Annotated in this window: 21 protein-coding genes and 2 pseudogenes; 10 read left to right on the top strand and 13 right to left on the bottom strand. The window is 64.0% G+C overall.

Annotation, left to right across the window (positions count from 1 at the left end):
• Window positions 1–83 precede the first annotated feature (83 nt).
• From GON09_RS25295 to GON09_RS25265, 7 genes are all read left to right on the top strand, one after another.
• Window positions 84–1,919: a flavin-containing monooxygenase gene (locus tag GON09_RS25295; RefSeq protein WP_213934760.1), complete on the top strand. Its 1,836-nt coding sequence runs from the start codon at window positions 84–86 to the stop codon at window positions 1,917–1,919.
• Between the two features lie 9 nt (window positions 1,920–1,928).
• Window positions 1,929–2,879: an alpha/beta hydrolase gene (locus GON09_RS25290; protein ID WP_213934759.1), complete on the top strand. Its 951-nt coding sequence runs from the start codon at window positions 1,929–1,931 to the stop codon at window positions 2,877–2,879.
• Between the two features lie 79 nt (window positions 2,880–2,958).
• On the top strand, window positions 2,959–4,437 hold the full coding sequence (locus tag GON09_RS25285) for an aldehyde dehydrogenase (protein WP_213934758.1): 1,479 nt from the start codon (window positions 2,959–2,961) through the stop codon (window positions 4,435–4,437).
• Window positions 4,437–5,534: an NAD(P)-dependent alcohol dehydrogenase gene (locus tag GON09_RS25280; protein ID WP_213934757.1), complete on the top strand. Its 1,098-nt coding sequence runs from the start codon at window positions 4,437–4,439 to the stop codon at window positions 5,532–5,534. Before GON09_RS25285 ends, GON09_RS25280 begins: the two co-directional genes overlap by 1 nt.
• 266 nt (window positions 5,535–5,800) lie before the next feature.
• Complete coding sequence (locus tag GON09_RS25275) at window positions 5,801–6,049, top strand: hypothetical protein (protein ID WP_213934756.1); 249 nt, start codon at window positions 5,801–5,803, stop codon at window positions 6,047–6,049.
• 181 nt (window positions 6,050–6,230) lie between these two features.
• Window positions 6,231–7,196, top strand: coding sequence for a zinc-binding dehydrogenase (locus tag GON09_RS25270; protein ID WP_213934755.1), 966 nt, complete (start codon window positions 6,231–6,233; stop codon window positions 7,194–7,196).
• A gap of 103 nt (window positions 7,197–7,299) precedes the next feature.
• Entirely contained in the window at window positions 7,300–7,977 is a 678-nt protein-coding gene (locus GON09_RS25265; RefSeq protein ID WP_213934754.1) for a TetR/AcrR family transcriptional regulator, read from the top strand.
• Window positions 7,978–8,268: 291 nt separating this feature from the next.
• On the opposite strand, the gene GON09_RS25260 is transcribed toward GON09_RS25265, so the two are convergent.
• On the bottom strand, window positions 8,269–8,796 hold the full coding sequence (locus GON09_RS25260) for a hypothetical protein (RefSeq protein ID WP_213934753.1): 528 nt from the start codon (window positions 8,794–8,796) through the stop codon (window positions 8,269–8,271).
• Between the two features lie 167 nt (window positions 8,797–8,963).
• On the opposite strand from GON09_RS25260, the pseudogene GON09_RS28495 reads away from it, so the two are divergent.
• A pseudogene (locus GON09_RS28495) lies at window positions 8,964–9,068 on the top strand (IS3 family transposase); the annotation flags it as partial.
• Between the two features lie 365 nt (window positions 9,069–9,433).
• Here GON09_RS28495 and GON09_RS25250 read toward each other — a convergent pair.
• The gene (locus GON09_RS25250; RefSeq protein ID WP_307854537.1) at window positions 9,434–10,399 is read right to left on the bottom strand and encodes an ROK family protein; all 966 of its coding nucleotides are present in this window, start codon (window positions 10,397–10,399) and stop codon (window positions 9,434–9,436) included.
• An 887-nt stretch (window positions 10,400–11,286) separates the two neighbouring features.
• Between GON09_RS25250 and GON09_RS25245 the strand changes: the two genes are divergently transcribed.
• Window positions 11,287–12,933, top strand: coding sequence for a hypothetical protein (locus tag GON09_RS25245; protein WP_244867017.1), 1,647 nt, complete (start codon window positions 11,287–11,289; stop codon window positions 12,931–12,933).
• Between the two features lie 74 nt (window positions 12,934–13,007).
• Here the strand turns inward: GON09_RS25245 and GON09_RS25240 are convergent, their stop codons facing one another.
• A complete protein-coding gene (locus tag GON09_RS25240) occupies window positions 13,008–13,334 on the bottom strand; it encodes a hypothetical protein (protein ID WP_244867016.1) in 327 nt (108 codons plus the stop codon).
• A gap of 321 nt (window positions 13,335–13,655) precedes the next feature.
• Between GON09_RS25240 and GON09_RS25235 the strand changes: the two genes are divergently transcribed.
• Window positions 13,656–14,939: an IS256 family transposase gene (locus tag GON09_RS25235; protein WP_213934750.1), complete on the top strand. Its 1,284-nt coding sequence runs from the start codon at window positions 13,656–13,658 to the stop codon at window positions 14,937–14,939.
• Window positions 14,940–14,946: 7 nt separating this feature from the next.
• On the opposite strand, the gene GON09_RS28490 is transcribed toward GON09_RS25235, so the two are convergent.
• The 10 genes and pseudogenes from GON09_RS28490 to GON09_RS25185 all read right to left on the bottom strand — a co-directional run bounded on the left by GON09_RS28490 (window position 14,947) and on the right by GON09_RS25185 (window position 23,508).
• The gene (locus tag GON09_RS28490) at window positions 14,947–15,555 is read right to left on the bottom strand and encodes a hypothetical protein (RefSeq protein WP_244867015.1); all 609 of its coding nucleotides are present in this window, start codon (window positions 15,553–15,555) and stop codon (window positions 14,947–14,949) included.
• Window positions 15,552–15,902, bottom strand: a complete 351-nt coding sequence (locus GON09_RS25225) for a hypothetical protein (RefSeq protein WP_213934749.1) — start codon at window positions 15,900–15,902, stop codon at window positions 15,552–15,554. The genes GON09_RS28490 and GON09_RS25225 overlap by 4 nt, the downstream gene beginning before the upstream one ends.
• Before the next feature lie 225 nt (window positions 15,903–16,127).
• Window positions 16,128–17,597 (bottom strand): replication protein, encoded by a 1,470-nt coding sequence (locus GON09_RS25220; protein ID WP_213934748.1) that lies wholly within the window; start codon window positions 17,595–17,597, stop codon window positions 16,128–16,130.
• Window positions 17,598–17,947: 350 nt separating this feature from the next.
• On the bottom strand, window positions 17,948–18,106 hold the full coding sequence (locus GON09_RS28485) for a hypothetical protein (RefSeq protein WP_244867008.1): 159 nt from the start codon (window positions 18,104–18,106) through the stop codon (window positions 17,948–17,950).
• Between the two features lie 140 nt (window positions 18,107–18,246).
• A complete protein-coding gene (locus GON09_RS25210) occupies window positions 18,247–18,753 on the bottom strand; it encodes a hypothetical protein (protein ID WP_213934694.1) in 507 nt (168 codons plus the stop codon).
• A gap of 349 nt (window positions 18,754–19,102) precedes the next feature.
• Complete coding sequence (gene istB / locus GON09_RS25205) at window positions 19,103–19,867, bottom strand: IS21-like element helper ATPase IstB (protein WP_064257733.1); 765 nt, start codon at window positions 19,865–19,867, stop codon at window positions 19,103–19,105.
• A 46-nt stretch (window positions 19,868–19,913) separates the two neighbouring features.
• Complete coding sequence (istA, locus tag GON09_RS25200; protein ID WP_213931741.1) at window positions 19,914–21,455, bottom strand: IS21 family transposase; 1,542 nt, start codon at window positions 21,453–21,455, stop codon at window positions 19,914–19,916.
• A 321-nt stretch (window positions 21,456–21,776) separates the two neighbouring features.
• Window positions 21,777–21,998, bottom strand: a pseudogene (locus tag GON09_RS25195) (phosphotransferase); the annotation flags it as partial.
• An 89-nt stretch (window positions 21,999–22,087) separates the two neighbouring features.
• Window positions 22,088–22,762 (bottom strand): TetR/AcrR family transcriptional regulator, encoded by a 675-nt coding sequence (locus GON09_RS25190; RefSeq protein ID WP_213934746.1) that lies wholly within the window; start codon window positions 22,760–22,762, stop codon window positions 22,088–22,090.
• Window positions 22,759–23,508 carry an SDR family NAD(P)-dependent oxidoreductase gene (locus GON09_RS25185; protein ID WP_213934745.1) on the bottom strand — a complete coding sequence of 250 codons (750 nt, stop codon included), beginning with the start codon at window positions 23,506–23,508 and terminating at the stop codon, window positions 22,759–22,761. Before GON09_RS25185 ends, GON09_RS25190 begins: the two co-directional genes overlap by 4 nt.
• Window positions 23,509–23,510 lie beyond the last annotated feature (2 nt).

Below are 23,510 nucleotides of genomic sequence, written 5' to 3'. Positions count from 1 at the left end.
CACATCCCACCCCCCCGACCCGCATATTTCCGCCGCTCGGACGTCGACGAGCCCCATGACTTCCCCGAACAAAGGACCCCGACATGACCGTGAAACTGCCCGTCTCCGGAACACCGGTTGCCGTGGACTTCGACCCGGCACAGATCCGAGAACGGTACGCGCGCGAACGCACCGCCCGACTCAAGCGCGAAACACTCGGCCAGTTCCAGGGCTTATCGGATGTCCTCGAACTCGACAGCAGTGATCCCTGGTCCGCGCCCTTCGAGCGGGAGCCGATCACCGAAGAGCTCGAGGTCGCTGTCCTCGGCGGCGGCTTCGGTGGTCTGCTCGCCGGCGCACATCTGACTCAGAATGGGATCTCCGACTTCCGGATCATCGAGCAGGGAGGCGATTTCGGCGGCACGTGGTACTGGAACCGCTACCCCGGTGTGCAGTGCGACGTCGAGTCCTATGTGTACCTGCCGCTGCTCGAAGAAACCGGCTACGTGCCGAGCAAGCGATACGCCGACGGCGCCGAGATCTTCGAGCATGCCCAGCGCATCGGCCGGCACTTCGATCTGTACCGCACCGCCCTGTTCCAGACCAATGTCACCTCGGTCGAATGGGTCGAAGCCGACGACCGGTGGGAGATCCGCACCGACCGCGGCGACGTGCTGCGGGCGCAGTTCGTGCTGCGTGCCAACGGACCGTTGAACAAGCCCCAGATTCCTCGAGTGCCCGGAATCAACGAGTTCGAGGGCAAGATCTTCCACACCAGCCGGTGGGACTACGACTACACCGGCGGCAGCGCCGCCGGCGACCTGGATAAGCTCCGTGATAAGCGGGTGGCGATCATCGGCACCGGAGCCACCGGCATCCAGGCCGTTCCCTTCCTGGCACAGGACGCCAAGGAGCTCTTCGTCATTCAACGCACGCCCAGCGTCGTTGGCCCGCGCGACAACCGACCGACCGATCCGGCGTGGGCGGCGTCCCTCGAGGCCGGCTGGCAGGAGGCCCGTCATCACAACTTCCTCAGTTTCCTCAACGGCCACCACCAGGACGAAAACCTCGTCGACGACATCTGGACGCACCTGTTTCCTTCATTATCCGGCCAGCACCTGATCGATGTCCCGGCAACCGATCTTCCGGTCGAAGACCAGATCGCACTCGCCGAGATCGCGGACATGCAATTGATGTACGAGATCCATCAGCGCATCGACGCCGAGGTGAAGGATCCCGCCACGGCGGACAAGCTCAAGCCGTGGTTCGGGTTCGTGTGCAAGCGTCCCGCCTTCAATGACGAGTACCTCGACGCATTCAACCGGTCCTCGGTCCATTTGGTTGCCGCACCGACTGGCGTCGACGGCATCACGGCCACCGGATTGGTGGTCGACGGGCAGCACTACGAGGTCGATGCCATCGTCTTCGCCACCGGCTTCGAGACCGGCAGTACCTCGACCGAGCGGTACGGCTACGACATCGTCGGCAGAGACGGGTTGTCGATGCGGGAGCGCTTCGCCGACGGCGCCAAGACGCTGCACGGCTTCTTCTCCCACGGGTTTCCGAACTTCGTCGAGCTGGGCCTGAGCCAGAACGCCTACGTCGTGAACTTCACCTACATGCTCGACCGCAAGGCCCGGCACGCGGCACGCATCGTCGCGCATGCCCAGAAGAACGCCGTCACCAGCATCGAGCCCGACCCAACCGCCCAGGACGAGTGGGTCGAGGCCACCAAGCGCACCGAGGAACTGCGCTTGGCGTACTTCGCCGGCTGCACGCCCGGCTACTACAACGGCCAGGGCGATGTCGCACGCGGATTCTTCAACGATGTCCACAACATCAGCGAGATCGACTTCTGGAACATGATCGACCGCTGGTGGGAGGACGGGTCGTTCGCTGGTCTCACCCTCAACTCCCCGTCCATCACCACCACTCACTGAAGGGCAGCCATGACCACCAACGAAAAGACGACCGCTCTCGATCCGGACGCCCAGGTCGTCGCGGACCAGCTCGCCGTGGCGCTGCCCGGTGGACTGTCCGGGCTCGGCGTCGCAGGCGTACGGGAGTTCGGCCGTCAAAGCGACGCCCAGATACCGGCGGGACCGGCGTTGCATACTGTCGCCGACCATCGGGTCTCCGGTCCTCACGGCGAGATTCCCGTGCGTCTGTATCGCCCCGAGTCCGACCAGCCCCTGCCGATCCTGCTCTACATCCACGGCGGCGGTTGGACTTTCGGTACCCTCGACGGGGGTGTCGACCACCTGTGCCGCACCGTCGCCGTCGAGGCGGGCATCGCGGTTTTGTCGGTGGACTACCGACTTGCGCCGGAGCATAAGTTCCCTGTGCCGATCGACGAGTCGGTCGCCGTACTGTCCTGGCTGCGGACACAGGGGTCGGAGTTGGGTGTCGATCCCACCCGCATCGCGATCGGCGGAGACAGCGCCGGCGGTAACATCTCCGCCGCCATCACCCACCTCGACCGGGGCCACAGCGCACCGCTGGCAGCTCAGGTTCTGCTGTACCCGGCCACCGAGTACGCCGTCGAGCGAGCATCCTGGACCGAGAATGCGAACGCGCCCGTACTCACTGCTCAGGACACCGTGTGGTTCTGGGACCAGTACCTGAGGTCCGTCGACGATCGAACCGACCCGCGCGCCACCCCGGCGAATGCGGACTCGTTCGACGGCCTTCCTCCCGCTCTCGTCGTCGTCGCAGGCCACGACCCACTCCGTGACGACGGCCTGAACTACGCCGACCTCCTCGCAAAGGCAGGAACATCCGTGCAATCCCTGCGTCTGGACGGCATCTTCCACGGCTTCATGACCATGCCCGGCCTTCAGGCCCAGGCACGCGGCGTGGAAGCAGTTGCGGCCTTCTTACGCAGCACACTGCACAGCTGACCGGATTTCCGGGGGGGCCTTGCCCCCACGCTCAACCCGCAACTCATCTCATCCCTCACCCATGCTTCAGGAGAAGGTCATGACGATCACCGAACCCACCGGGTTCTTCATCGACGGGGACTGGACCGCCCCCTCGACACCACGCCGCATCGACATCCTCGACGCCAGTACCGGCCGAGCGGTGGCGACCGTCCCCGAGGCTGCCGAAGCCGATGTAGACGCCGCGGTTGCTGCAGCCCGCCGTGCCTTCGACGACTCATGGTGGTCGTCATGGCGCCCGGAGCAGCGGGCCAAGGCGATCTATTCGCTCGCCGACGCTCTCGATGCCCGCGCCGGCGCCACCGCCCAGGCGGTCAGCACGCAGAACGGCATGCCGATCTCGATCTCCTCAGTCACCGAGTCGGTTATCCCGGCCGCCCTGCTGCGCTATTACGCCGATCTTGCTGCCGGTCAGCCGGTTGAGGAACACCGTGCAGGGTTCGCCGGAGGAACCACCATCGTGCGCCGCGAACCGATCGGTGTCGTGGCGGCGATCGTGCCGTGGAACTTCCCGCAAACGCTGACCTTTTTCAAACTCGCGCCGCTTCTGGCCGCGGGATGCACCGTCGTGATCAAACCGTCCCCGGAAACCGTCCTGGACTCCTACGTCCTCGCCGAGGCGATCGCTGCCTCCGAGATCCCCGCCGGCGTGATCAACATCGTCCCCGGCGGCCGCGATGTCGGCGCCCACCTCGTTGCCCATCCCGGAGTCGATAAGGTCGCCTTCACTGGCTCGACCGCCGCCGGACGAGCAATCGGGGAGGTGTGCGGACGATTGATCCGCCCCGTCACCCTCGAACTCGGCGGCAAGTCCGCCTCGATCGTCCTCGACGACGCCGACCTGCCCTCGCTGCTCGAACAGTTCTTCGCCGCCACGCTGATGAACAACGGGCAGACCTGCTACCTCGGCACCCGCGTCCTCGCACCCCGCAGCAGGTACTCGGAAACCGTCGACATCCTGACCGACTTCGCGCGCTCGCTGAACGTCGGTAACGCGCTCGACGTGACCACTCAGATCGGGCCCCTGGCCACGGCGAACCAGCAGCAGCGGGTACAGAACTACATCAGTCGAGGCGTCGCCGACGGCGGGCGGATCACCGCCGGCGGTGGCACCCCCGCAGGGGTGGACTCGGGTTGGTTCGTCGAACCGACCATCTTCGATAACGTCGACAACTCTCACACCATCGCCCGCGAGGAGATCTTCGGACCCGTCCTGGCGGTCATCCCGTACACCGACGTCGACGAGGCGGTGGCCATCGCCAACGACTCGGACTTCGGCCTTGGCGGCACGGTGTGGACCAGTGACCAACAGCGCGGGATCGACGTCGCCCGCCGCGTGCAGACCGGGAGCATCGGCGTCAACAACTACGCCCTCGACTTCTGCTCTCCGTTCGGCGGCATCAAAGCCAGCGGGCTCGGCCGCGAACTCGGCCCCGAGGGCTTGGCCGCCTACCAACAGACCAAGTCGATCTTCCTGACCGACACGCCGGTCACCGAATCGAAAGACGCAGAACAGTAATGAAAATCGAAGCAGCAGTTCTCCGCGGCGAGGACGCACCGTTCACCCTCGAGGAACTCGAACTGGCCGACCCGGCACCGGACCAGGTCCTTGTCCGGATCGTCGGCGCCGGGCACTGTCACACCGATGTCCTACCCCGTGCCGGCGCCGGTTTCGGCACCCCGCCGATCGTGCTCGGCCACGAGGGGGCCGGAGTCGTCGAGGCTGTCGGCTCGGCAGTGAGCACCGTCGCGGTGGGCGACCATGTGGTGCTCAGCTTCGACTCGTGCGGCACCTGCCCCAACTGCCGTGACGCCCATCCCGCCTATTGCGACACCTTCCTGCCGCGCAACCTCGCCGGGAACGCTCTCGACGGAACTACCCCGCTCACCGACACTAATGGTGCCGCGGTGGCCGGTCGCTGGTTCGGCCAGTCGTCGTTCGCCACCCACGCCCTCGTCGATGCCAAGAACGCCGTGGTGGTCGACAAAAACCTTCCGCTGCAGTTGCTCGGCCCTCTCGGCTGCGGAGTGCAGACCGGGGCCGGCGCCGTCCTCGAAGCCCTGCAGGTGCGCACCGGCGAAGGCATCGTCGTCGTGGGCACCGGCGCCGTCGGATTGTCCGCAGTCATGGCGGCGAAGGTGGCCGGCGCTCATCCGATCATCGCGGTAGATCTGAACCCCGATCGACTCGATCTCGCGCGTGAGCTCGGCGCCACCCACACCCTCGAGGCGGGCACGGGCAATCTGACCGATCAGATCCGGGCTGTCGCTCCAGCTGGGGTCCGCTACGGTCTGGACACCACCGGTCTGCCTCCCGTCATCTCGGCAACCCTCGACGCCCTGCAACTGCGCGGAATCCTGGGCATGGTCGGGGTCCAGCAGGGTGACCTGGCGATCGCACCGCTCGCATTGACCGCTGGCCGCACTCTCACCGGGATTCTGGAAGGGGACGTCAACCCGCACACGTTCATCCCCACCCTGATCGCGCTTTGGCAGGCGGGCAAGTTCCCCTTCGACCGGCTCGTCACCACCTTCCCCCTCTCGGAGATCAATACCGCCGAAAAACGGGCCCTCGCAGGAGAAATCGTCAAACCGGTACTCCTTCCGGGTGAGTAGGAGCACACAAGCATCACCTTTGTACTACCGACTCGGTGCAATCTACCGAGCCGGTCGCGCCGAGCTCCTTCTCGATTGTTCTCAGGCTCGCTCGTTGGGTCAGCACGTTCATTTCGGTACGAGCGTCGGAGGTTCTCTGTGAGCACGAGTAAGGACACGATGCAGTTGATGGAGTAGTTCCTCGGCGCTTTCGAAGGGGCGGACCGCCCGTGAGGCGCCGAACGTGAATAGTGGATCGCAATGTGGGCCGACGATGCAGTCTGGGAGTGCCCGCTCATGCCGCAGCCGAGTTCTACAACCCCGAGAAGATGTCCCTGGAGATCATCGCAGCGTTCGGTACCGACACCCACGCCACCATGGTCTTCACCATGAACGCCATCACCCGGTGGAGACAGCAGTATCGCAACGACTACTCGATCACCATCGAAGCTGCGGACGGCAAGATCACCAAGGTGCACGAAGTGTTCGACACCAAGAACCTGTTCGACACCATGGACAACACCAAGTTCGGCTGACCGAGACAGCGCTACGGACGCCGAACCATGAAGTCGAAGCGCCCTGGTCGCATGGGCCCCCCATCCGGTCAGGCCAGGCCGCCTAGCGCTGCGTTAGGCGCTGACAGCGCCTAACCCCTCCATGCCGGCCAACCGCTTGGCCGGCATGGAGTCACCTCCCCACACCCGAACGGATCACGCTGTGAAGGCATACCAATTCAACTCCCCAGATACCGGTCTGGAACTTGTCGACATCGACGCTCCCCATCCCGGACCCGGCCAGGTCCTGCTCGACGTCGAAGCCGCCGGAATGTGCCAGTCCGATGTCCACATCGTCAACGGACACGGCGATGATTGGCTCCGCAAACGCCCGATCGTCCTCGGTCACGAGGTCGCCGGAACCGTCCGTGGCCGTGGACCGGACGTGACCGAGGTAGAGATTGGAGATCGTGTCGCGGTTGCGCTGATCTCTCACCCGATCGAACACGCGGACTTTGCCAACGCCATCGGATTGGGCTTCGACGGGGGATATGCCCGACAGGCGCTTGCCCCCGTCGCCAACCTCGTGCCGATCCCCGCTGGGGTGTCCTTCGTCCAGGCCGCGGTGGCGACGGACTCCGTCGCCACCGCTTACCACGCGGTTGTCACCGAAGCCGCCATCGAAATCGGCATGACCGTGGCCATCGTCGGACTCGGCGGACTCGGCCTCAATGGGGTGCGGATCGCCGCTCTCCAGCAGGCCACCGTCTACGGAATCGACGTCGACCAGACAGTATTCGGCGACGCTCGTGCCCAAGGGGCCGTGGAGTGCTTCACTGCCCTTGACGATGTGCCGGTGGCGTTGGATGCGGTGATCGATTTCGCAGGAGTCGGGACCACCACCGCAGACGCTGTGACCGTCATCAAACCCGGTGGGCGCGTGGTTCTCGTCGGCCTCGGCGCACCGGAAGCCACCATCGCCACCCATCAACTCGTCACGAAGAACATTCAGTTGCGCGGTTCGATCGGTGCCAGCATCGGTGAACTCGAAGCCGTCCTGGCTCTTATCGCCGAGGGACATCTGGCGCCGGTGCTCGAGGAGGTCGACTTCGGGGATCTCCCTGCTGCTCTGGCACGTCTGCAGTCCGGCGCAGTCCGAGGACGACTTGTCACAAGGCCTGGTGCATAGCTGCCATTGCAGGGTTGTTCCCAGAGCACGCCGAACGGGGTGAGTCGCGCATGAAGGTGCCCTCGGGACACACCACACCACGACTCTCGGTAGAATTGACACCATGTCGAGTAGTCGAGCCAGCGCACACAGCGACGACGTCGCGCTCGTCGGTGACCGCCGCGCTCCTAGCAAGGGGGAGCGTCAACGTCAGGCCATCCTAGACAGCCTCGCGGAACTACTCGTGACCAGACCTATCGGGGACTTGACAGTCGGAGAGATCGCATCGGCTGCGGGTGTTCGCCGCTCCGGCTATTACTTTTACTTCGAATCCAAATACACGGCGCTGGCGGTAGTGACCTCGGAGATCTGGTCCGAACTGATGGATCGAGTTCATCTGTTCTCACGCGCCAAGAACGAAACCGCCGCCGATTTCGTTCGACGCACCGCCTCGGCGACCGTGGAAGTCTGGCACGCGCACGACGCAGTCCTGATTGCCTCCATCCAAGCGATACCACTCGACGAACAGATCGCTTCGATGTGGCGGGTGTGGAACGAACGGCTCGCCCGAATTCTCATAGACCAGATCCGGACGGATATCGAGACCGGCCTGGCACGACCGGTCTCGACCGACCTATCCCGACTGGTCTCCACACTGCTCGAAATGACCCTGCACATGTTCTACAAAGACCGGCTTGACAAGTGCAGCGAACAACAGACACAGCGCATGCTCGACACCGTGAGTTCCATCTGGCTCGCAACGGTATGGGGCGACTCCAGCCTTCCCAATGGATCGAACTGAGCTGAGGGGCCGCACGAAATTGTCAGCGAGTGACCTGCGGAAACATCACACGGTGTCAGCGGTAGGCCGCACGAAATGTCAACAGGATCCGGGCAATGTTCCGTCGCTGAGCTGGGGGTATGTGCCCCGAGGGAACCCCGGCCGAGAGTGGTTCGTGAACGTGGTCGTGGAACGCCCTCTCTCGGCCGATCTGAGCTACCACGTCCGCCGCTGAGTACGATGACGACGGGTTTTCTCGGGCGGCTATCACCGATCAGGGCCGTCGTACGGGTGCGCCGTGACTGTGGACAGTCACTGCGCGTCCCACCGATGCCGCGGCGGGAGTGTCAACCCGCAGGCCTCGGCGGATTCCCGCACAAAGTGGCCCTGGCCGCCGAGGCCGCCGCGGAACAACGCATGGTGCGGCTCCGCGCCACGCACAGCCTGAAAGGTGCGGGCGGCGCCCAGCAACGGACGCGTCGGGACGGGGACGGCATACGCGCCGAGTTCGGCGCGGCGGCGGGATTCGAGCACCAGGACATCGGCGCGGTCGCTGAGTGCGGTCAGCGGTATCGAGACCAGGGTGCCGTAGCCGAGGCCGGTGATCGAGACGGTAGCGAGTGCACCGGCACGGACGGGATGGGCGATCCGTTCCCGGATCCGGGTGGCGGTCTCGGAGGTGAACGGGTCGGTGGTCAGCCCCGGACCGACCATGTGGGGAAGCTGCGGTGGCAGCGCGAGGCGATAACCATGCAGGGTGAAGCCGTGCTGGGCGCCGGGCAGCAGCGCGAGGGTATGCCGGCCGGTCGGGCTCTCGGCCACCAGCGCGGTCAGCTGCACCGACAGTTGCGAGGGTAGTACCGGGTGGCGCCCGGCGATCGGTGCCCGGTGGTCGAGTTCTGGGGCGTCGCAGGCGGCGAGCCATCGGCACGCGGCGGCGCGGCCGTGGTCGTAGAGCTCGGCGACCCGATCGAACTCGGCACGGACAGTTGCTCGCGCGCCACGCCGTCAACGGCGCCCGCAAGGTCCATGCGGAGCTGCAGCGACAAGGAACCCGGGCGGCCCGGTGCACCGTCGAGCGCCTGATGCGCACCGAAGGTCTACACGGCATCGCGGGTTCGTCGACCATGGGGGCGAGACGGTGGGCTCTTACGGCCCTACACCCAACAGCCCAGCCCTGGCAGCGAATCGGAGACCGTCGAGCGGAAACTCGCCCGCTTTGAAGCCGAGAACGCTGCCCTACGAGCCGAAACCACCAAGCGGCGTGTTGCAGCGGTACTGGGACGGGACGGGGCGGGGTGGCGGCAAGCGACTCGAGCCCTGGGTTACCGCCTTATCTGCTCAGCTCAGAGTCGGGGAGCGGCGAACGCCATCAGTCCCCCGAAGCCGTGGCTGCATCGACTGCCCGTGCCGACGGCGCCCGAAAATAGAACCAGACCGGGCATTATCGCGCAAGAGGGCTGGGCCCGTTGTCAACTCAACTCGATGTGTGCAGCAGAGCCGCGATGTCCTCATCGAGTTGCTGAAGCGCCACGATAACCGGAACTCGGTGTTCTCGACCGATGTGAGAAAGCTCGGTCTTCGTACGGTCTCGTCTGGGCAGTGGCCGCAATTCGGTGATTCGTGATTGCAGAGCGCTGCCGAGTTCCTCCAGCTCGGAACTGAGTCCACTGATGATGAGCAGCTCTGGGTCGACAATCGCCTCGATCAGCAGGGCAGTGTAGGCAATTCGGTCGACAATGTCACGAATCATATTCTGCGATGGAGGGTCTCGATGTGCTGCGTGCCATAGCGACGAGAATTCGGGCTCATCCAGGGGCGTTCCCCCTGTGGACCCGACGACACCGGCAGTTCCGGTGGCACCCGTATACGGTCGCCCATCGATGATCAGTCCTACACCGATGCATTGTCCGCAATCCAGTACGACCGCGGAACGTGCCCCTCTTGCCCTACCGGCTATTGTCTCGGCCAGTGTGAGAGCATGGGTGGTGTTCATTACGGCCGCCGGTATCTTCAGGCCCTGAGATATCGACTGGCCGAGAGTGACGTGCGACCATGCAGGGGAAGCAGATTCGTCGACCGTCCCCGTTGCGCTGTTGACGAATCCAGGTATGCAGATCCCTGCTGCAGCGACTGGCCCCCCTGGTGAGTCCATCAGTTCTTTCCCGATGTCGACGATCGATTCGATGACCGAGTACGGGTCTCGCTCTCCAACAGGGGTGTGGCTTTCGTTGGAGACGTTGCCTGTCGCGTCCGCGATGACAATGTGCGCATGATGCTCGTCGATCCAGATCCCCACTACCCGTCGAACCAGAGGATTGCATACGAGTAGCGTGCGCGGACGGCCACGTGAGTTCGGACCATCCACCCGGTGATCGAGCTCGACAAGCGTGCCGTCAGCGACGAGATCGGAGACGATCGCGGTGATCGTCGAGCGGGTCACTCCGAGGATTCGAGCGAGGTCAGATCTGGCCAGAGGGCCAGATGTCCTCAACAGGTGAACGACGCGTTGCCGATGTAGCAGGCGGTGGCTCTGCATCCGACGTACCTCCGACTTCCTTGATGGCTTCCTTGACGCACTCAACGGGGAGATGCTATTAAGTTCATCACATGAATTAAATATAGTTGTCTACGTCACACGTCCTTTAGGAGTGCGCGCATGGTTGGTGTCGGTCGACGCAGGCGCCCTACATGTCACGTTCTTGTCGGTCCCTTCGGTATTACATCTCCAATGCTCGAAGAACTCGTTATGGTAGCGCCCGAGTGGTTGTGACGCGGCGGCTGGATGGATGGTCGTCGCAGTCGCGGAGGGATGGTGAGGCGCCAGATCGTCGGGCCGGCGTTCCGAGTTGCGCTCCCTAGCTGAGAGTGCGGCCTCGAGTAGGGCCACAGTGTGACGAAAACGTGTGAGCCTCAAAGGATGTCCAGCTCTCAGTCAGGCAAGCATCACTTCGCTTGGTCGACATCGATACGAGTCTCTCGTGGGGGACAGCGCCACGCTGACCGACTTCGAAGGTGTTCCGGCCGCTACCTCGAGGGCACGGTCGCGGACCAATTCCGTAGTGCGTTGCATAAAGGGTGAGACGTTCAGACCTCACCAGGAAGCTTGGATCCCCGACGCCAGTGGATATCCCACGCCGGCCTGGTGCCTGAAATCGTCGTCCCGCCGACGCACGAATTCATGTGCCGGCGAGTGGGTAGGCACGTTGGCTGACGGTGGGTTGCGGTTCCCCGCAGAACCCGCCGGTCCGGTCAATTAGCGGGACGCAGTAGGGACTCCCGCAAGGGCACCCGTAGAAATCCAGAACAAGATCGAGAGGACAGCTTTTTATGCGAACACCTTCGAAGTACGTCCAGGCGGCCGTCGCCACCATCGTGGCGCTGTCCCTTTCCAGCTGTGCCACCAGTGAAAGCTCGGCAGCGCCGCTGGATAGCGGGAGCGCAGGCGGGCCGCTGGGCAGCGGGAGCGCAGGCGGGCCGCTGGGCAGCGGAAGCTCGGCAGCACAGCCAGCCATCGACCGTGTCGTCTTGGACATGCCGGACGGCATCACCAACCCTATGAACCCCCGCTACGCCGAAGATGGCGAAACCATCTACTTCCATGCACGACCGGCTGACGGAGGCCGCAAAGAGATCTACCAAATCCGAGTGGATGGGTCCGACGTTCAATGCGTCACCTGCGGAGTCTCTCCAGAAGTAACGAATGACCTCGGCAAAATGACGACCTTCCAGGACGGATCCGGACAGGTCCTACTGGAGGCCGGGAACAATACATGGGTTATCCTCGAAATCGAGGGAGACGACAAACGGTTGGTGCCGGTCCTTGCCCCACACGCAGGGGCACGCATTGTCGACCCGACTCGCGAGATGAGAATATCCCCCGACGGTAAGCACGTCTTGCTCACTCAGATCCAAATCGCCCCAAGCGGGTTCATAGCCGCTGTTCCTGTCGTGGGGGCGTTGAGCCGCACCGACGAAGGATATGAAGTCGTTGACGCACGGGCGATCTACGCCACAGGTGAAGGCAAACAATGGACGCCCGACGGCAAAGGGGTGGTCGTGATCGGTGGACAGTACGATGCAGGCAACGTCGACAACATTATCGTTGACCTGGGCACCGGCGAAGTGACCCGCTTGAACGGCAACCTCGACTACGACGAGGATATGGACCTCTCACCCAACCAACGGTGGATGGCGGTCGGAAGCATGCGAGGTCTCGATGCGCTGACCCCGATGTCGAGAGTCCAACGACCAGCGTTCCTACCAGCACACATTCAAGGGAGCGTGTACGAAGCCTACGCGAATCCTACCAATGTCACGAACCAGGAGTGGCTCGTTTCCATCGAAGATGACCTCAACGGCAAGAACGGTATTCCATTGTTCGTCGACAACGATGGATACGTCGCACGGAGCATGCCCAGCTGGAATCCGACAGGTGAGGCCGTCGCCTTCTTCGAACTCAGTACTACCGATCGAACGAATACACGCCTGGTCATCGCCAATGTGAAGAACACGACCAGCGTCGGACCCGTCCAAGGCGACCGGATCACCCCGATCCCTGAGTGGGCTCCAGAATTGAGCACCTACATCCCAGGCCCGGCACCGCTCCCAGCCCCCGGGGAATACGCCGGTGCCGCAGGCGGTACCGCGATTCTGAACGAGGTGCCGGACCCGAACGTTGCCGGCAACACCCTTCGCACTGTCGTTTACACCGATTACATCAACGAGAAGGGAATGATCCTCAACGGAACGGAGTCGACCAGTGCGAACGCGAATGAATCCCGTATCCGCTACATCGCCGACATCAACGTCACGGGGGCACATACCGGCTACCTACGTGGGGATGTCACCATCGACAAGACCACCCGAAAGATAGTCCCGACCACACCTACCAGTGCTATTACCTCAGAACTCGACGGTGACGTGCTTGTCCTCCTGGACCCCGCGCGGATTGCCGAGGCACAGCAGACTGCCTAGGTAGCTAAGAGCGGCGTAGCCGGGTTTTGGGGTCAAGTTTGTGATGTATGGGTCATGTTCGACTGCTTGATATTTCAGGCTGCGAGTTGCGCTGTAGCGGCGAAGGTGTCGACGGCGTTGCGGTAGGCGGTGGCAGCTGATCGCAGGTGGCCGGGAGTGGTTGTCGGGGAGGCAAGTTCGGCGAGCCCGGTGCGCAGGACCCGGTTGTGGACGCAGGCGAGGAACTTCGCGGTGTCGAGTCCGAGGTCGGTGACCTGGTAGCGGTGGGTGCCCTCGATTCGGGCGATGAGGCTGCGGGTTTTCAGTCGACGCAGGTCGTAGGTCATCTGCCCGGTAGACACCGTGTCCGGGTCGAGTCCGCGCAGTTCACCGGTGAGAGTGCGCAGGTCCTTGTTGTTCATCTATAGCAGTAGAGTACTGAGTGTTCGGCGTGAACTATCGCATACGAGGACTCCTATTATCCGAACGTGCGCCCCTACTATGTCGATCTTCAGTCCCCCCGAGTGGATCGATCCCTGCATGGGGCGTAACTCTGTGTCGATGTTTGTCCCCCGCATCGACACGGGTTCCGGCGCTGTCCCCCTGTCGCGTCGGGCCTCCTCCGTCGGCGCGGCTGTGTCCGTCGCCGCGCCGACGGAGCCCTCCCAAACATGAACGCTACGAATGCGTCGTCAGCGGGACTGTAAGAACAACGGTGTAACTCTGAAAGGAGATACGCCACCATGACTGATGTGATTGATCGTGAGGCAGAGACGAACTCAGTTCAGCCGAGTGTCAGCGATGCGCGACTGAAGGAGCTGGTCGAGCAAGCGCGGGCCGAAGGGTTGCAGTTGACCGGCGACGGTGGGTTGTTGGCGAAGCTGACCAAGCTGGTGGTGGAGTCCGCGCTCGAGGGCGAGATGGATGACCACCTCGGCTACGGCAAGAGCGACCCGGCCGGCAGGGGCAGCGGCAACTCCCGCAACGGCAGGCGAGCCAAGACCGTGTTGACCGAGGCCGGTCCGGTCGAGCTCGACGTGCCTCGGGACCGGGATTCCTCCTTCGAGCCGAAGATCGTGGCGAAGCGGCAGCGGCGGCTGACCGGGGTGGAGGACATGGTGATCTCGCTGTCGGCCAAGGGGTTGACCACCGGTGAAATCTCTGCGCACATGGCCGAGGTGTACGGCGCCGAGGTGTCCAAGCAGACGATCTCGACGATCACCGAGCGGGTGATGGACGGCATGGCCGAGTGGCAGAATCGGCCGTTGGATCCTGTGTACCCGGTGTTGTTCATCGACTGCATTCACGTCAAGATCCGCGACGGTAATGTGGCCAACCGGCCGATCTACGTCGTGCTGGGGGTCACTGCCGACGGCACCCGCGACATTCTGGGGTTATGGGCCGGCGAGCACGGCGACGGGGAAGGAGCGAAGTACTGGCTTCGGGTGTTGTCCGAGCTGAAAAATCGTGGTGTGCAAGACGTTCTGATCGCCGTGTGCGACGGTCTGAAGTATCTGCCCGACTCGATCGGGCAGGTGTGGCCGCAGACCATTGTGCAAACCTGCGTGGTGCACCTCCTTCGCAATACCTACGCCTACGCCTCTCGTAAGGACTGGGCCGAGATCGCCAAGGACCTCAAACCGGTGTACACCGCGCCGACGGAGCAGGCCGCGCTGGACCGGTTCGTCGAGTTCAGCGACAAATGGGAGAAACGCTATCCCGCGATCATCCGGCTCTGGACCAACGCCTGGGCCGAGTTCGTGCCGTTCCTGCAGTTCGACAACGCCATCAGGCAGGTCATCTACACGACCAACGCCATCGAGAGTGTCAACGCCAGGATCCGGAGAGCCGTGAAGGCTCGCGGTCACTTCCCGACCGAGGCCGCGGCCCTGAAATGCGTGTACCTGGCCATCATGAGCCTCGATCCCAAAGGCACCGCCCGCCAACGCTGGTCCAACCGCTGGAAGGCAGCACTGAACGCCTTCGAAATCACCTTCGACGGACGCCTGTCCACCGGACGAAAGTAACGACAAATCAACCAGTTACACCGTTATCTGGACAGACCCTCGTCAGCAGCGACCGGCATCTGGTTTGCGGTCCTGTCCTGTTCCGGTCGTTGTGTGAAGTCAGCAGTTCCTGCGGCATGGCACGCGGTTCGGGCTTTGCAGTTGCCCTCGCACCGTGCAGGAGCTTCGATCTGTGGATATCGGATCCGACCTTCGTCCAGTCGCCATGACAGTTCGGCGCGGATCCGATAAGGGTCGACAACGGTGCGTCGTCGTCAGGATCCCAGTCACCGTCCTCGTCCTCGCTGGTCAGGTCGAGTACGAGGAATTCACCTGTGGTCCAGGCGGTGACCAGATCTGCGACGCAATAGTCGCGGGCGACGTCGAGGTCGAGCAGACCCTGCGGGAGGCGGAGCATGATCCGGTGTGTTCCCCAGTTCGCCAGATAGAGGTGCGCGTCGTAGTAGCGCTCCATCATATTCCTCGGCTCGCCCCGGAAGTTGCCCCAGTGGTATTCGTTGACGAAGCTGGTGGCCGTGATCCGCGCGCGCGTGGACAGCGAGCGAACCTCGGCCAGTTGGCGCTTGTTCAACGGCCGGTCGACGACGAGGAACTCGTAGTACTGGTATTCGCTCATCGCCTACGGGGCGGGTCGGCAGGGACTATAGGGTCCGCGCGAAAGCCCGAGTCGTCTCCCATGTGGAAGAACAGGTGTCCGGTGAGCGTGGCGTCCTCGTGCAGGGCTGCCCAGCCGCGGCCGCTGACCTCGTCGCCTTCGTCGTCGCCGATCCAGCTGAACTCCACGACCGGGTTGCCGTTGCGTTCGGTGGTGCGGCAGTCCATGGAGCCGCGGACGGCGATGAAGCCGAATTGTCCGGTGCCGTCGCGGGTGAACTCGATGAAGCCGGGTTCGACGAGGTCGATGGCGTCGCGGTCCCACAGGTCCATTTCCGTGATCCGCCATCGGCCGGTCAGGCGCCTCACAGGTCCTCCCTTATTGTCGATGTGTCGCGATGTGCGGTTGTGAGGGTAGCTACCGCGGGGCCGGTGCGTTATCGGGTTGCTCGGGCGCTGTCTGGTGAACCACGCCGAGTTCGGCGGAGGCTCGGCTACCTGGTTCAGGCCTCAGCAAGGACGGGTGTCTCACCGTAGTCGACCGCTGTGTGATTCGACCGGTCGGCGGCTTCATGCTCCGCAGGTGGATGCGGTCTATCTCGCCATGCGAGCGGCGATGATTGAAATAGTCGATTTCTTCGCGGCGAGGTCCGCTGCAAGTTGTTCCCGCACCGCTCGTCGGTGCGCGTCGGACGCCGGTGGACCTTGTGTGCTCCCGGTTGCGGCGCGGACACGGCGGTAAGCCCGGATGAGCCGGTGTGCCGTTTCTGCTGGGGTTTCGCCGGTCCGCTTGAGGTGGTGGATTTTCTGTTCGGTGGGCGATGGGCCGGTCCAGTCAAGGCGGGACAATCGGTAGGCCACCAGCCGCAGCGGGCTTGTCATTGCTTCGGTTGTCGGCCAGTCCCATCCGCGGGCTGTTCCGTCGTGGGTGAGGGCGTGGGCGATGTCGATGCCGGTCCAGCGAGTGGTGTCGATGCCGGCGTCGGTCAGCAGATCGCAGACGGATCCGATGTGCCCGCGTCGCTTGCCCATCGCATCGTCGATTCCGATGACTGCGCGCAGTGCGGGGATGTGATCGACGAGTTGTGCGGCTGCCCGTTGAAGCGCCAGGGGGCGGGTTCTGGTCGGTGTCGAGTTGTGTTCGCCTGCGCGTGTGCGCGCTTGGTGATCTTTCCTGACGGAAAGACACTGAGGAGAAGAACCACTAGGGGATTGGGGTGCGGAACTCGAGGAACCGCAGGGGGCTTGCGGGACAGCACGGGCGGCGGAGGCTCCGGTGGTGTGGGCGGCGCGTGCTGGTCGGCGCCGCGACCGTCGCCGTGATTGCGTGCGGGGTGTTTTCGGGGAGGGTATGGCTTCGACGGCCCAGGCTGGTGCGGACAGTGCCCACACGCTGGCAGCGCCGAGCTGTGGTCGCATGGGCGATTGCCTGTGGGCCTGTTCATGCAGACGTGCTGCGGCTTCGCGTTCGGTGGCGTTGAGTTTCTTACCGCGGGCCAGTTCGATGCCGAGGTCGAGGGTCTTGAGGACGCGGCGTCCGCGTTTGAGCTGGTCGATCGACAGCGTGCCTCTATCGGCGAGCGTAGCCAGGGAGGCGCAGACGTGGCGTCCGGTGGTGGATTCGGCGTACTCGGCGTGTGCGGCGCAGACCCGTAGGAATGTCTGGGCGGCGATGCCGTGGCGTGTGAGGGCGGTGCGTCCGCGTTCGGTGTGGACGGTGATCCATTCGCACAAGCTCAGCCAGTAGCGGCGGCTATGCCAGGTCGGGACACGGGCGCATGCGCCTGCAGGGACGGGCAGCGAGAGTACGGCACCGGTGCCCGCGGGCTGGGCGTCGAGCAGGTCGCGGACAGCTTTCTCGGCTGGTTGGTCCTGGGTTTGGGCAGCTTCGAGTGCGGCGACGTTCGCGACGGCGTCGGCAACGATCGCGTCCCAGTCGGCGTCGGTGAACGGCTGCGGAAGTGGGAAGTCGACGTGATCGCTGTCGGTTGAGGTGCCGAGGGTGGAAGTGTAGGTGGTTGGGCGAGTTTCAGGGTGTGCGCTACCCTGAGACGTACCTGGCACGGTAAGTCCCTTCGGGGAAGCAGTAACTCAAAAGTTTTCGAAGCGGCAAACTTCGGAGACTGGCCCAAGAGCGTGATCGTCCTGCCAGACGTTCTTGCTCCAGTGGTGACGGATCTTGCGAGTCCTTCTGTGGAAGTCCTGGTGAAACCCACCCTTTCGGGGGTGGGTTTCTCTTTTGGGTTGAGTCACTGCGCTGTTGATGTGTCGGATTGGTCGGTGGGGTCACGTAGTCATAAATGCGTCTCCTCGGCATTCAGGTGCATGTGACGACTCCCGGCCGGAGCATGCGTAGTTCTCGATGGACGAGGTACGCACGGACGGAATCCGGGGTGTGGAGCCGGTAGGCGGTTCTACGAACCGTGCGGCAGGATGATCGACTGTGCGAATGCGGCGACCTGCCTGATCTGCTCGACCGAGGCTGTTTCCGGATCGGAAGCGACGAGACCGACCGTGTCGGCGAGCGCGACGAACCCACCGGAGGTCGGGAGAGACGTGGGAGACAGGACCACTGGTCCATACCTGTGCACCAGCTCGTCGAGGTCCAGGACGGCAGGCGTGGCGGTCCCGTGGACGAGTCGAGCTTTGAGCACGCTATCGACGGCAAGGACTGCCCATTCGCGGCCGTCTCGATCCACCGCAACCAGGGAGTTCACGCGACATTCCGATCACTCGTCGCGGGCGGGGCCACGCGGTGTTGCCAGGCGGTGTACGCGTCGCGGGCGAAGGACACCGCGATCGGGGGCTCGTGCTCGTGCCCAATGGCATCGAGTGCGCCGAGGATGGCTTCGAGACCGCTGAAGGTGCGGCCGGCGAGATGGTCGAGGGCGTCGGTGCAGGTGTCGGCGACGGCACTCCACGCGATGGCGAGGCCGGGGGAGTGGGCGGTAGTGCGGGCTGTGCGCGTGATGTCCGCGATGGCCTGCCATTGCTCGACTGTCGCGGTGTCGGTGGCAGTGTCCCGACAGGCGGCGGCGATATGGTCGGCCGCCAGGCGGGCGAACCCGTCGATGGCAGCGACCAGACCCCACGTGCGGTGGCTGTACAGGTCGGCGAACCACTGCCAACGGTCCGCAGCGGGATGATCATCACCGGCCGGTGCCTCGATGACGCCCTGGGCGATAGCTTCGAACAGCTTCAGGTGCGGGCTGGGGTTCATGCCACCGCTCCCTTGAACAGCGCAGGTTGTCCGTCGGCGGGGGACGCTGGAACATCCTGCGCGGGAGGGGACGCGGGCGCAGTCCTCTTGGTCGCCGCACGCCGGGTAGGTCGGGGCTTCGGTTTGGGCTTTCGACGTTTGGTCTTGGCTCCGCACCGGTCGGCATAGGCATCGAACATCTCGGGAGCGATCTCGTCGCCTTTACCGGAGAACAGTCGCCCGGCGAGGATCTGATCGCAGATCTTCTCCCGTGTCGACCGTCGCGTAATTCCCCAGGGGTTTCCGTCACGGAATTCCCCATGTCCGGGTGTGCTGAGTCGAGGGTAGCCGGACCGGTGCCCGGGTTGGTTCAGTTCGCGGCCGCGGTGCGGTTTCCGGGGCGTTTGCGTGGCCGGTAGGACGGGCCGTCCATCAGGATCTGGTGGCTGGTGTTGATCAACCGATCGAGCAGGGACTCGGCCACGACCGGATTCGGGAACAGCGGATACCAGTCCTTCGGGGCCCTGTTGCTCGTCAGAACCAACGGCTTGCCGGCGATCGCCCGATCGGACACCAGATCGTAGAGATCATCGGACTGGGTGGTGGTGTGCTCGCGCATCGCGAAGTCATCGATGATCAACACCAGCGGCCGGGTGTACTCGCGCATCCGTTGACCGATGGTGCGGTCGGCGTGTCCACCGGCCAGATCGGCGAGCATCCGGGAACACTTGACGAACCGAACGTCCCCACCGCGGCGGGCCACGTGATGCCCAAGTGCCTGTGCCACATGTGTTTTGCCGACACCGACAGGCCCGTAGAGGATCACCGACTCGCCGGCGTCGAGCCACCGCAGGGCGGCGAGGTCCCGCAGCATCGCGGCCGGGAGTTTCGGGTTGGCGGTGAAATCGAAGTCCTCGAAGGTGGCCTGCTGCTCGAACTTGGCCCGGCGCACCCGCCGGGCCAAGGCGGCGGTTTCCCGGCGGGCGATCTCGTCCTCACAGAGCACCTGCAGGAACTCGAGGTGCCCGAGCTGCCCATCGCGGGTCTGCGCCAGGCGCGCATCGAGAGTGTCGAGCATGCCGGTCAGCTTCAATGTCTTCAGTGCAGCACGCAGGCTGGGATCGTGAATCGTCATGACAGAGTCCTCCTGAAAAGGGAAATAGGTAGTCGGTCAACAGACCTCACGCTGAACGTTCGGTGTCGAATGCAGCCGGCCCACGGAGCAACGCCGGCGCGGTGATCCCGGCATCGGCGATGTCCTGCCCGTCGTGTTCGGTGCCGGCAACGAGAATGCCCTTGATCGTGCGATAACGCGGATCACCGACCTCGAGGGCCCGGGCGCAGGCCGCATCGATGCGAGCATCGTCGTAACGCGACCGCAGTCGGACGATGCCTTGGATCGACCGCAGTCGATGGATCGCGTTGATCTGCGACAACTCGTCGACGATCGCGACCGCACCGGGCCCGATCTGCTCGGCCTGGGCCCGGCACCACACCACCGTCTGCAACGTGAACGCGGTCTTCTTCGGCGGATAATGCTCGGGATTCGTCGCCCGTCCCGACGGGCGACGCACATGAGTGGCCACGACCTGCTCGTCGTGGAAGATCTGCACCACATCGCCGCTGGTGCGCACCAGCAATCGTCGGCCGATCAGCTGCCACGGCGCCGAATACAACGCCTTGCCGGCCTTGACGTGGCAGTCCGGGGCGAGTTTGCCGGTGGAGTAGACCACCGGGGCGAACGGCCGCGGCGGCAACGGCGTCAAGGCGGTTTTCTCGACGGCGTCGAACACCGCTGCCGGTTGTGCGCCCTCGAGGCCGCGATGCTGGTGCCGGCCGTAGACATCGGTGCACCAGGTCAGCGCGGCGGCCTGCATCTGCGTCAGCGAGGTGAACTCGCGGCCTCGGAAGAACGAATCCCGGATATAGGGCATGGGCCGTTCGATGCGTGGTTTGTCCTTGGGTTTGCCGGCCCGGGCCGGATCGATGAGCACCTGATAGAAGTCGGCGAGTTCGGCATAGGCCCGGTTGATCTGCGGATCGTAGAGATCGGACCGATCCACTCCGGTTTTGAGGTTGTCGCACACCATCCGCGCCGGGACGCCACCGAAGAACTCGAACGCGGCCACATGCGAGGCGCACCAGGAGGTTTGATCCATCCGCAGCACCGGCTGGACGAACAGCATCCGTGAACAGGCCAGGATCATCGCGAACGCCCACACCGCCACCCGCCGGTCCGTGGCCGGATCGCGCCACATCCCGAGCTTGCCGTAGTCGACCTGACCCTCGTCGCCCGGCGGGACCGGACCACGGGGAAAGGTGGCTTTCGATGCTGCGACCCGATCGGCGAATCGTGTTGCGATATACCGCCGCACGGTCGATTCCGACACCGGAACACCGCGGTCGTCGCGCAGGCGTTGAGCGATCGTCGCCACGGTCACCGACTCGTCGAGTTGGCCCTCGATCCAGGTGTGGTGGGCGGCGATGGCCGGCCAGGTCACCGCTCGCGCTGTCGGGTCCACCACTTCCGGGAACCACGACGTGATCAACTCGCGCCACAGGTTCTCGTCGAATTTCTCACCGTCGCCCGGGGTCAACCCCGCCGCCACGGCTGGAGCCAGGTACTTGCGGATGGTTTTGCGGTCGAGTCCCAGGGCTGTCGAGATCTGCACCTGGGAGCGGCCGGCATGCCAGTGCCGGAACAGCTCTATCAGATCGGTCATCGTCCACGTTCTCCTTGCCACCGTCGGGCCCCTTCCCAGGCCCTAGAGATGGACCTTGGGAAGAAGCGAACCTGCAGCAGCACCCACACCCCGGCCGACACGCCCCAAAGGTGGGGAATTACGTGACGGCCGGGTGAGGAATTACGTGACGGGCCGACCCCTCAACCTGGGGAATTGCATGACCGCTGACAACCAGTGGACAGATCCCGGGAAGTGCATCCCATCAGGAGCAACACGATTCATGAGTCACACCGATCCCGGCGACGACACCGATCCTGTCAGCCAGCCGCGGGCTGGCCAACACAAACACTTACAGACGGTTCACACCTCCTCCATCAAGTAGAACGCCATGCCAAGGACCTCGAGGTCTTCACATGTTGCGACCAGGCGTGGGTGGGGTACGTCCGTGCCGGCGAGGGCCGTGAGGACTGCAGACTCGCGAAGCATTGTCTTGTTGCTCGAGGGCCTGGGATAAAGTGGAGGGCACCTCAGGACGAGGCAGCGATCATCGATGCGTAGCCGTAAAACCTTGTTCTGCGTGCCACCGGTGAGTGGTCAAATGTCCGTGATGTTGGTGCCGATGCCGCGTTCCCGGATCCATGAGGCCAAGGCATCCCAGTCGATTTCCGTACTCAAGTCTTCTTTACGTCCTTTTCCATTTTTGCCCGACGTTCGAGACGAAGCCGATGTGTCTCCGCTGAAACGGGCGCTGTGAGCTGCCCAGCCGCGACATCGATCACGTGGCTGAGGAACAGGGAATGGTCCTTCCGTTCCGTCTGGGCGCGTAACGCCAGTTCCACTACGACGAATCGGGCAGTGAGAAACCGACGGTGCAGCAGTACAGCCTCTGGTTCGAGGAGCGGTTCGAGCAGTGAGCCCCATCGCACCATGCTGCTGCCCGGGTGGGCGGGCCCGAAGGGCTCGACCGACGGGTTGGCTCTGGTAAGTAGATCCGCCATGGTCCGGAGGTAACCGGCACCGCTGACGCCCTGGTTGAGTTTTGCGCCCAGTGGCCGGACCAGGGCGGCGGCGAGTGTGGTGATATCCGGGACCGACGAGGCCTCGTACGCATCTAGAAGGGCGTGCCTGCGGCTGTCGACGTCCGGGTTGTGTCGGTTGAGCAATGCGGCGACCAGGCCCTCTTTGTCGCCGAACCAGTACTGGCCGGCGATGACATTGCGGGAGCCGGCCTCGCGACTGATCTCTCGCATGGACACCGCATCGATGCCACGCTCGGCGAACAGGCGCTCAGCCGCTTCGAGTAGACGTTCGCGTGTCTCTTTGCCACCGGGCTGGGTACTGGTCATGCTGGAATGCTAGCCATTCCGCCGTCCACCTTGATGACAGCGCCCGTGGTGTAACTGGCGGACGGGCCCGCGAGGTAGGCGACGGCGCCAACGATTTCCTCGGGCTTCCCGATGCGACCGAGCGGGATCAGTTCTCCGGCGGTCTTCTGCCGCGTCTGCTCGTTCCAGGCTGCGGTGACGTCCGTGTCGAACGGTCCAGCCATCACGGCGTTCACCCGCACGGTAGGACCGAAGGACCGGGACAGTCCGCTGGTCACCGTGTGCAGGGCGGCCTTGGCCGCCGCATATGGCAGGTCATAGGGCTGCGGCTGGACCGCGGCGATGCTGCTGATGTTGACGATCGCTCGGCCCTGTCCACGTTGCATCAACTCCCCGGCGCGCACCGCCAGCCGGAACGGGCCGCGCAGGTTGACCCCGATGACCTTGTCGAACAGTTCTTCACTGATCTCTCCCAAGGAGGGATACAACGGCGACATGCCAGCATTGTTGATCAGCACGTCGATCCGAACGAACCGTTCCTCGACGAAGTCGATCAACTCGTCACACTGCGCCCATGACCCGACGTGGCATCCGAATCCCACGGCGTCGACGCCGTACTCCTTGGTCAGGGCTGCAGCAAGTTTATCGCACGCTTCGCGCTTCCTGCTGGCGACGACCACGTGATCACCCTCCGCGGCGAAGTGGTGGCACATCGCCTTTCCGAGGCCCCGGCTACCACCCGTCACGACCACAATCCGACCAGGCATCT

The sequence above is a fragment of the Rhodococcus sp. B50 genome (assembly GCF_013602415.1).
In the GTDB taxonomy this organism is placed as follows: Bacteria; Actinomycetota; Actinomycetes; order Mycobacteriales; family Mycobacteriaceae; genus Rhodococcus.
This window is presented reverse-complemented; position numbering and strand designations above follow the sequence as displayed.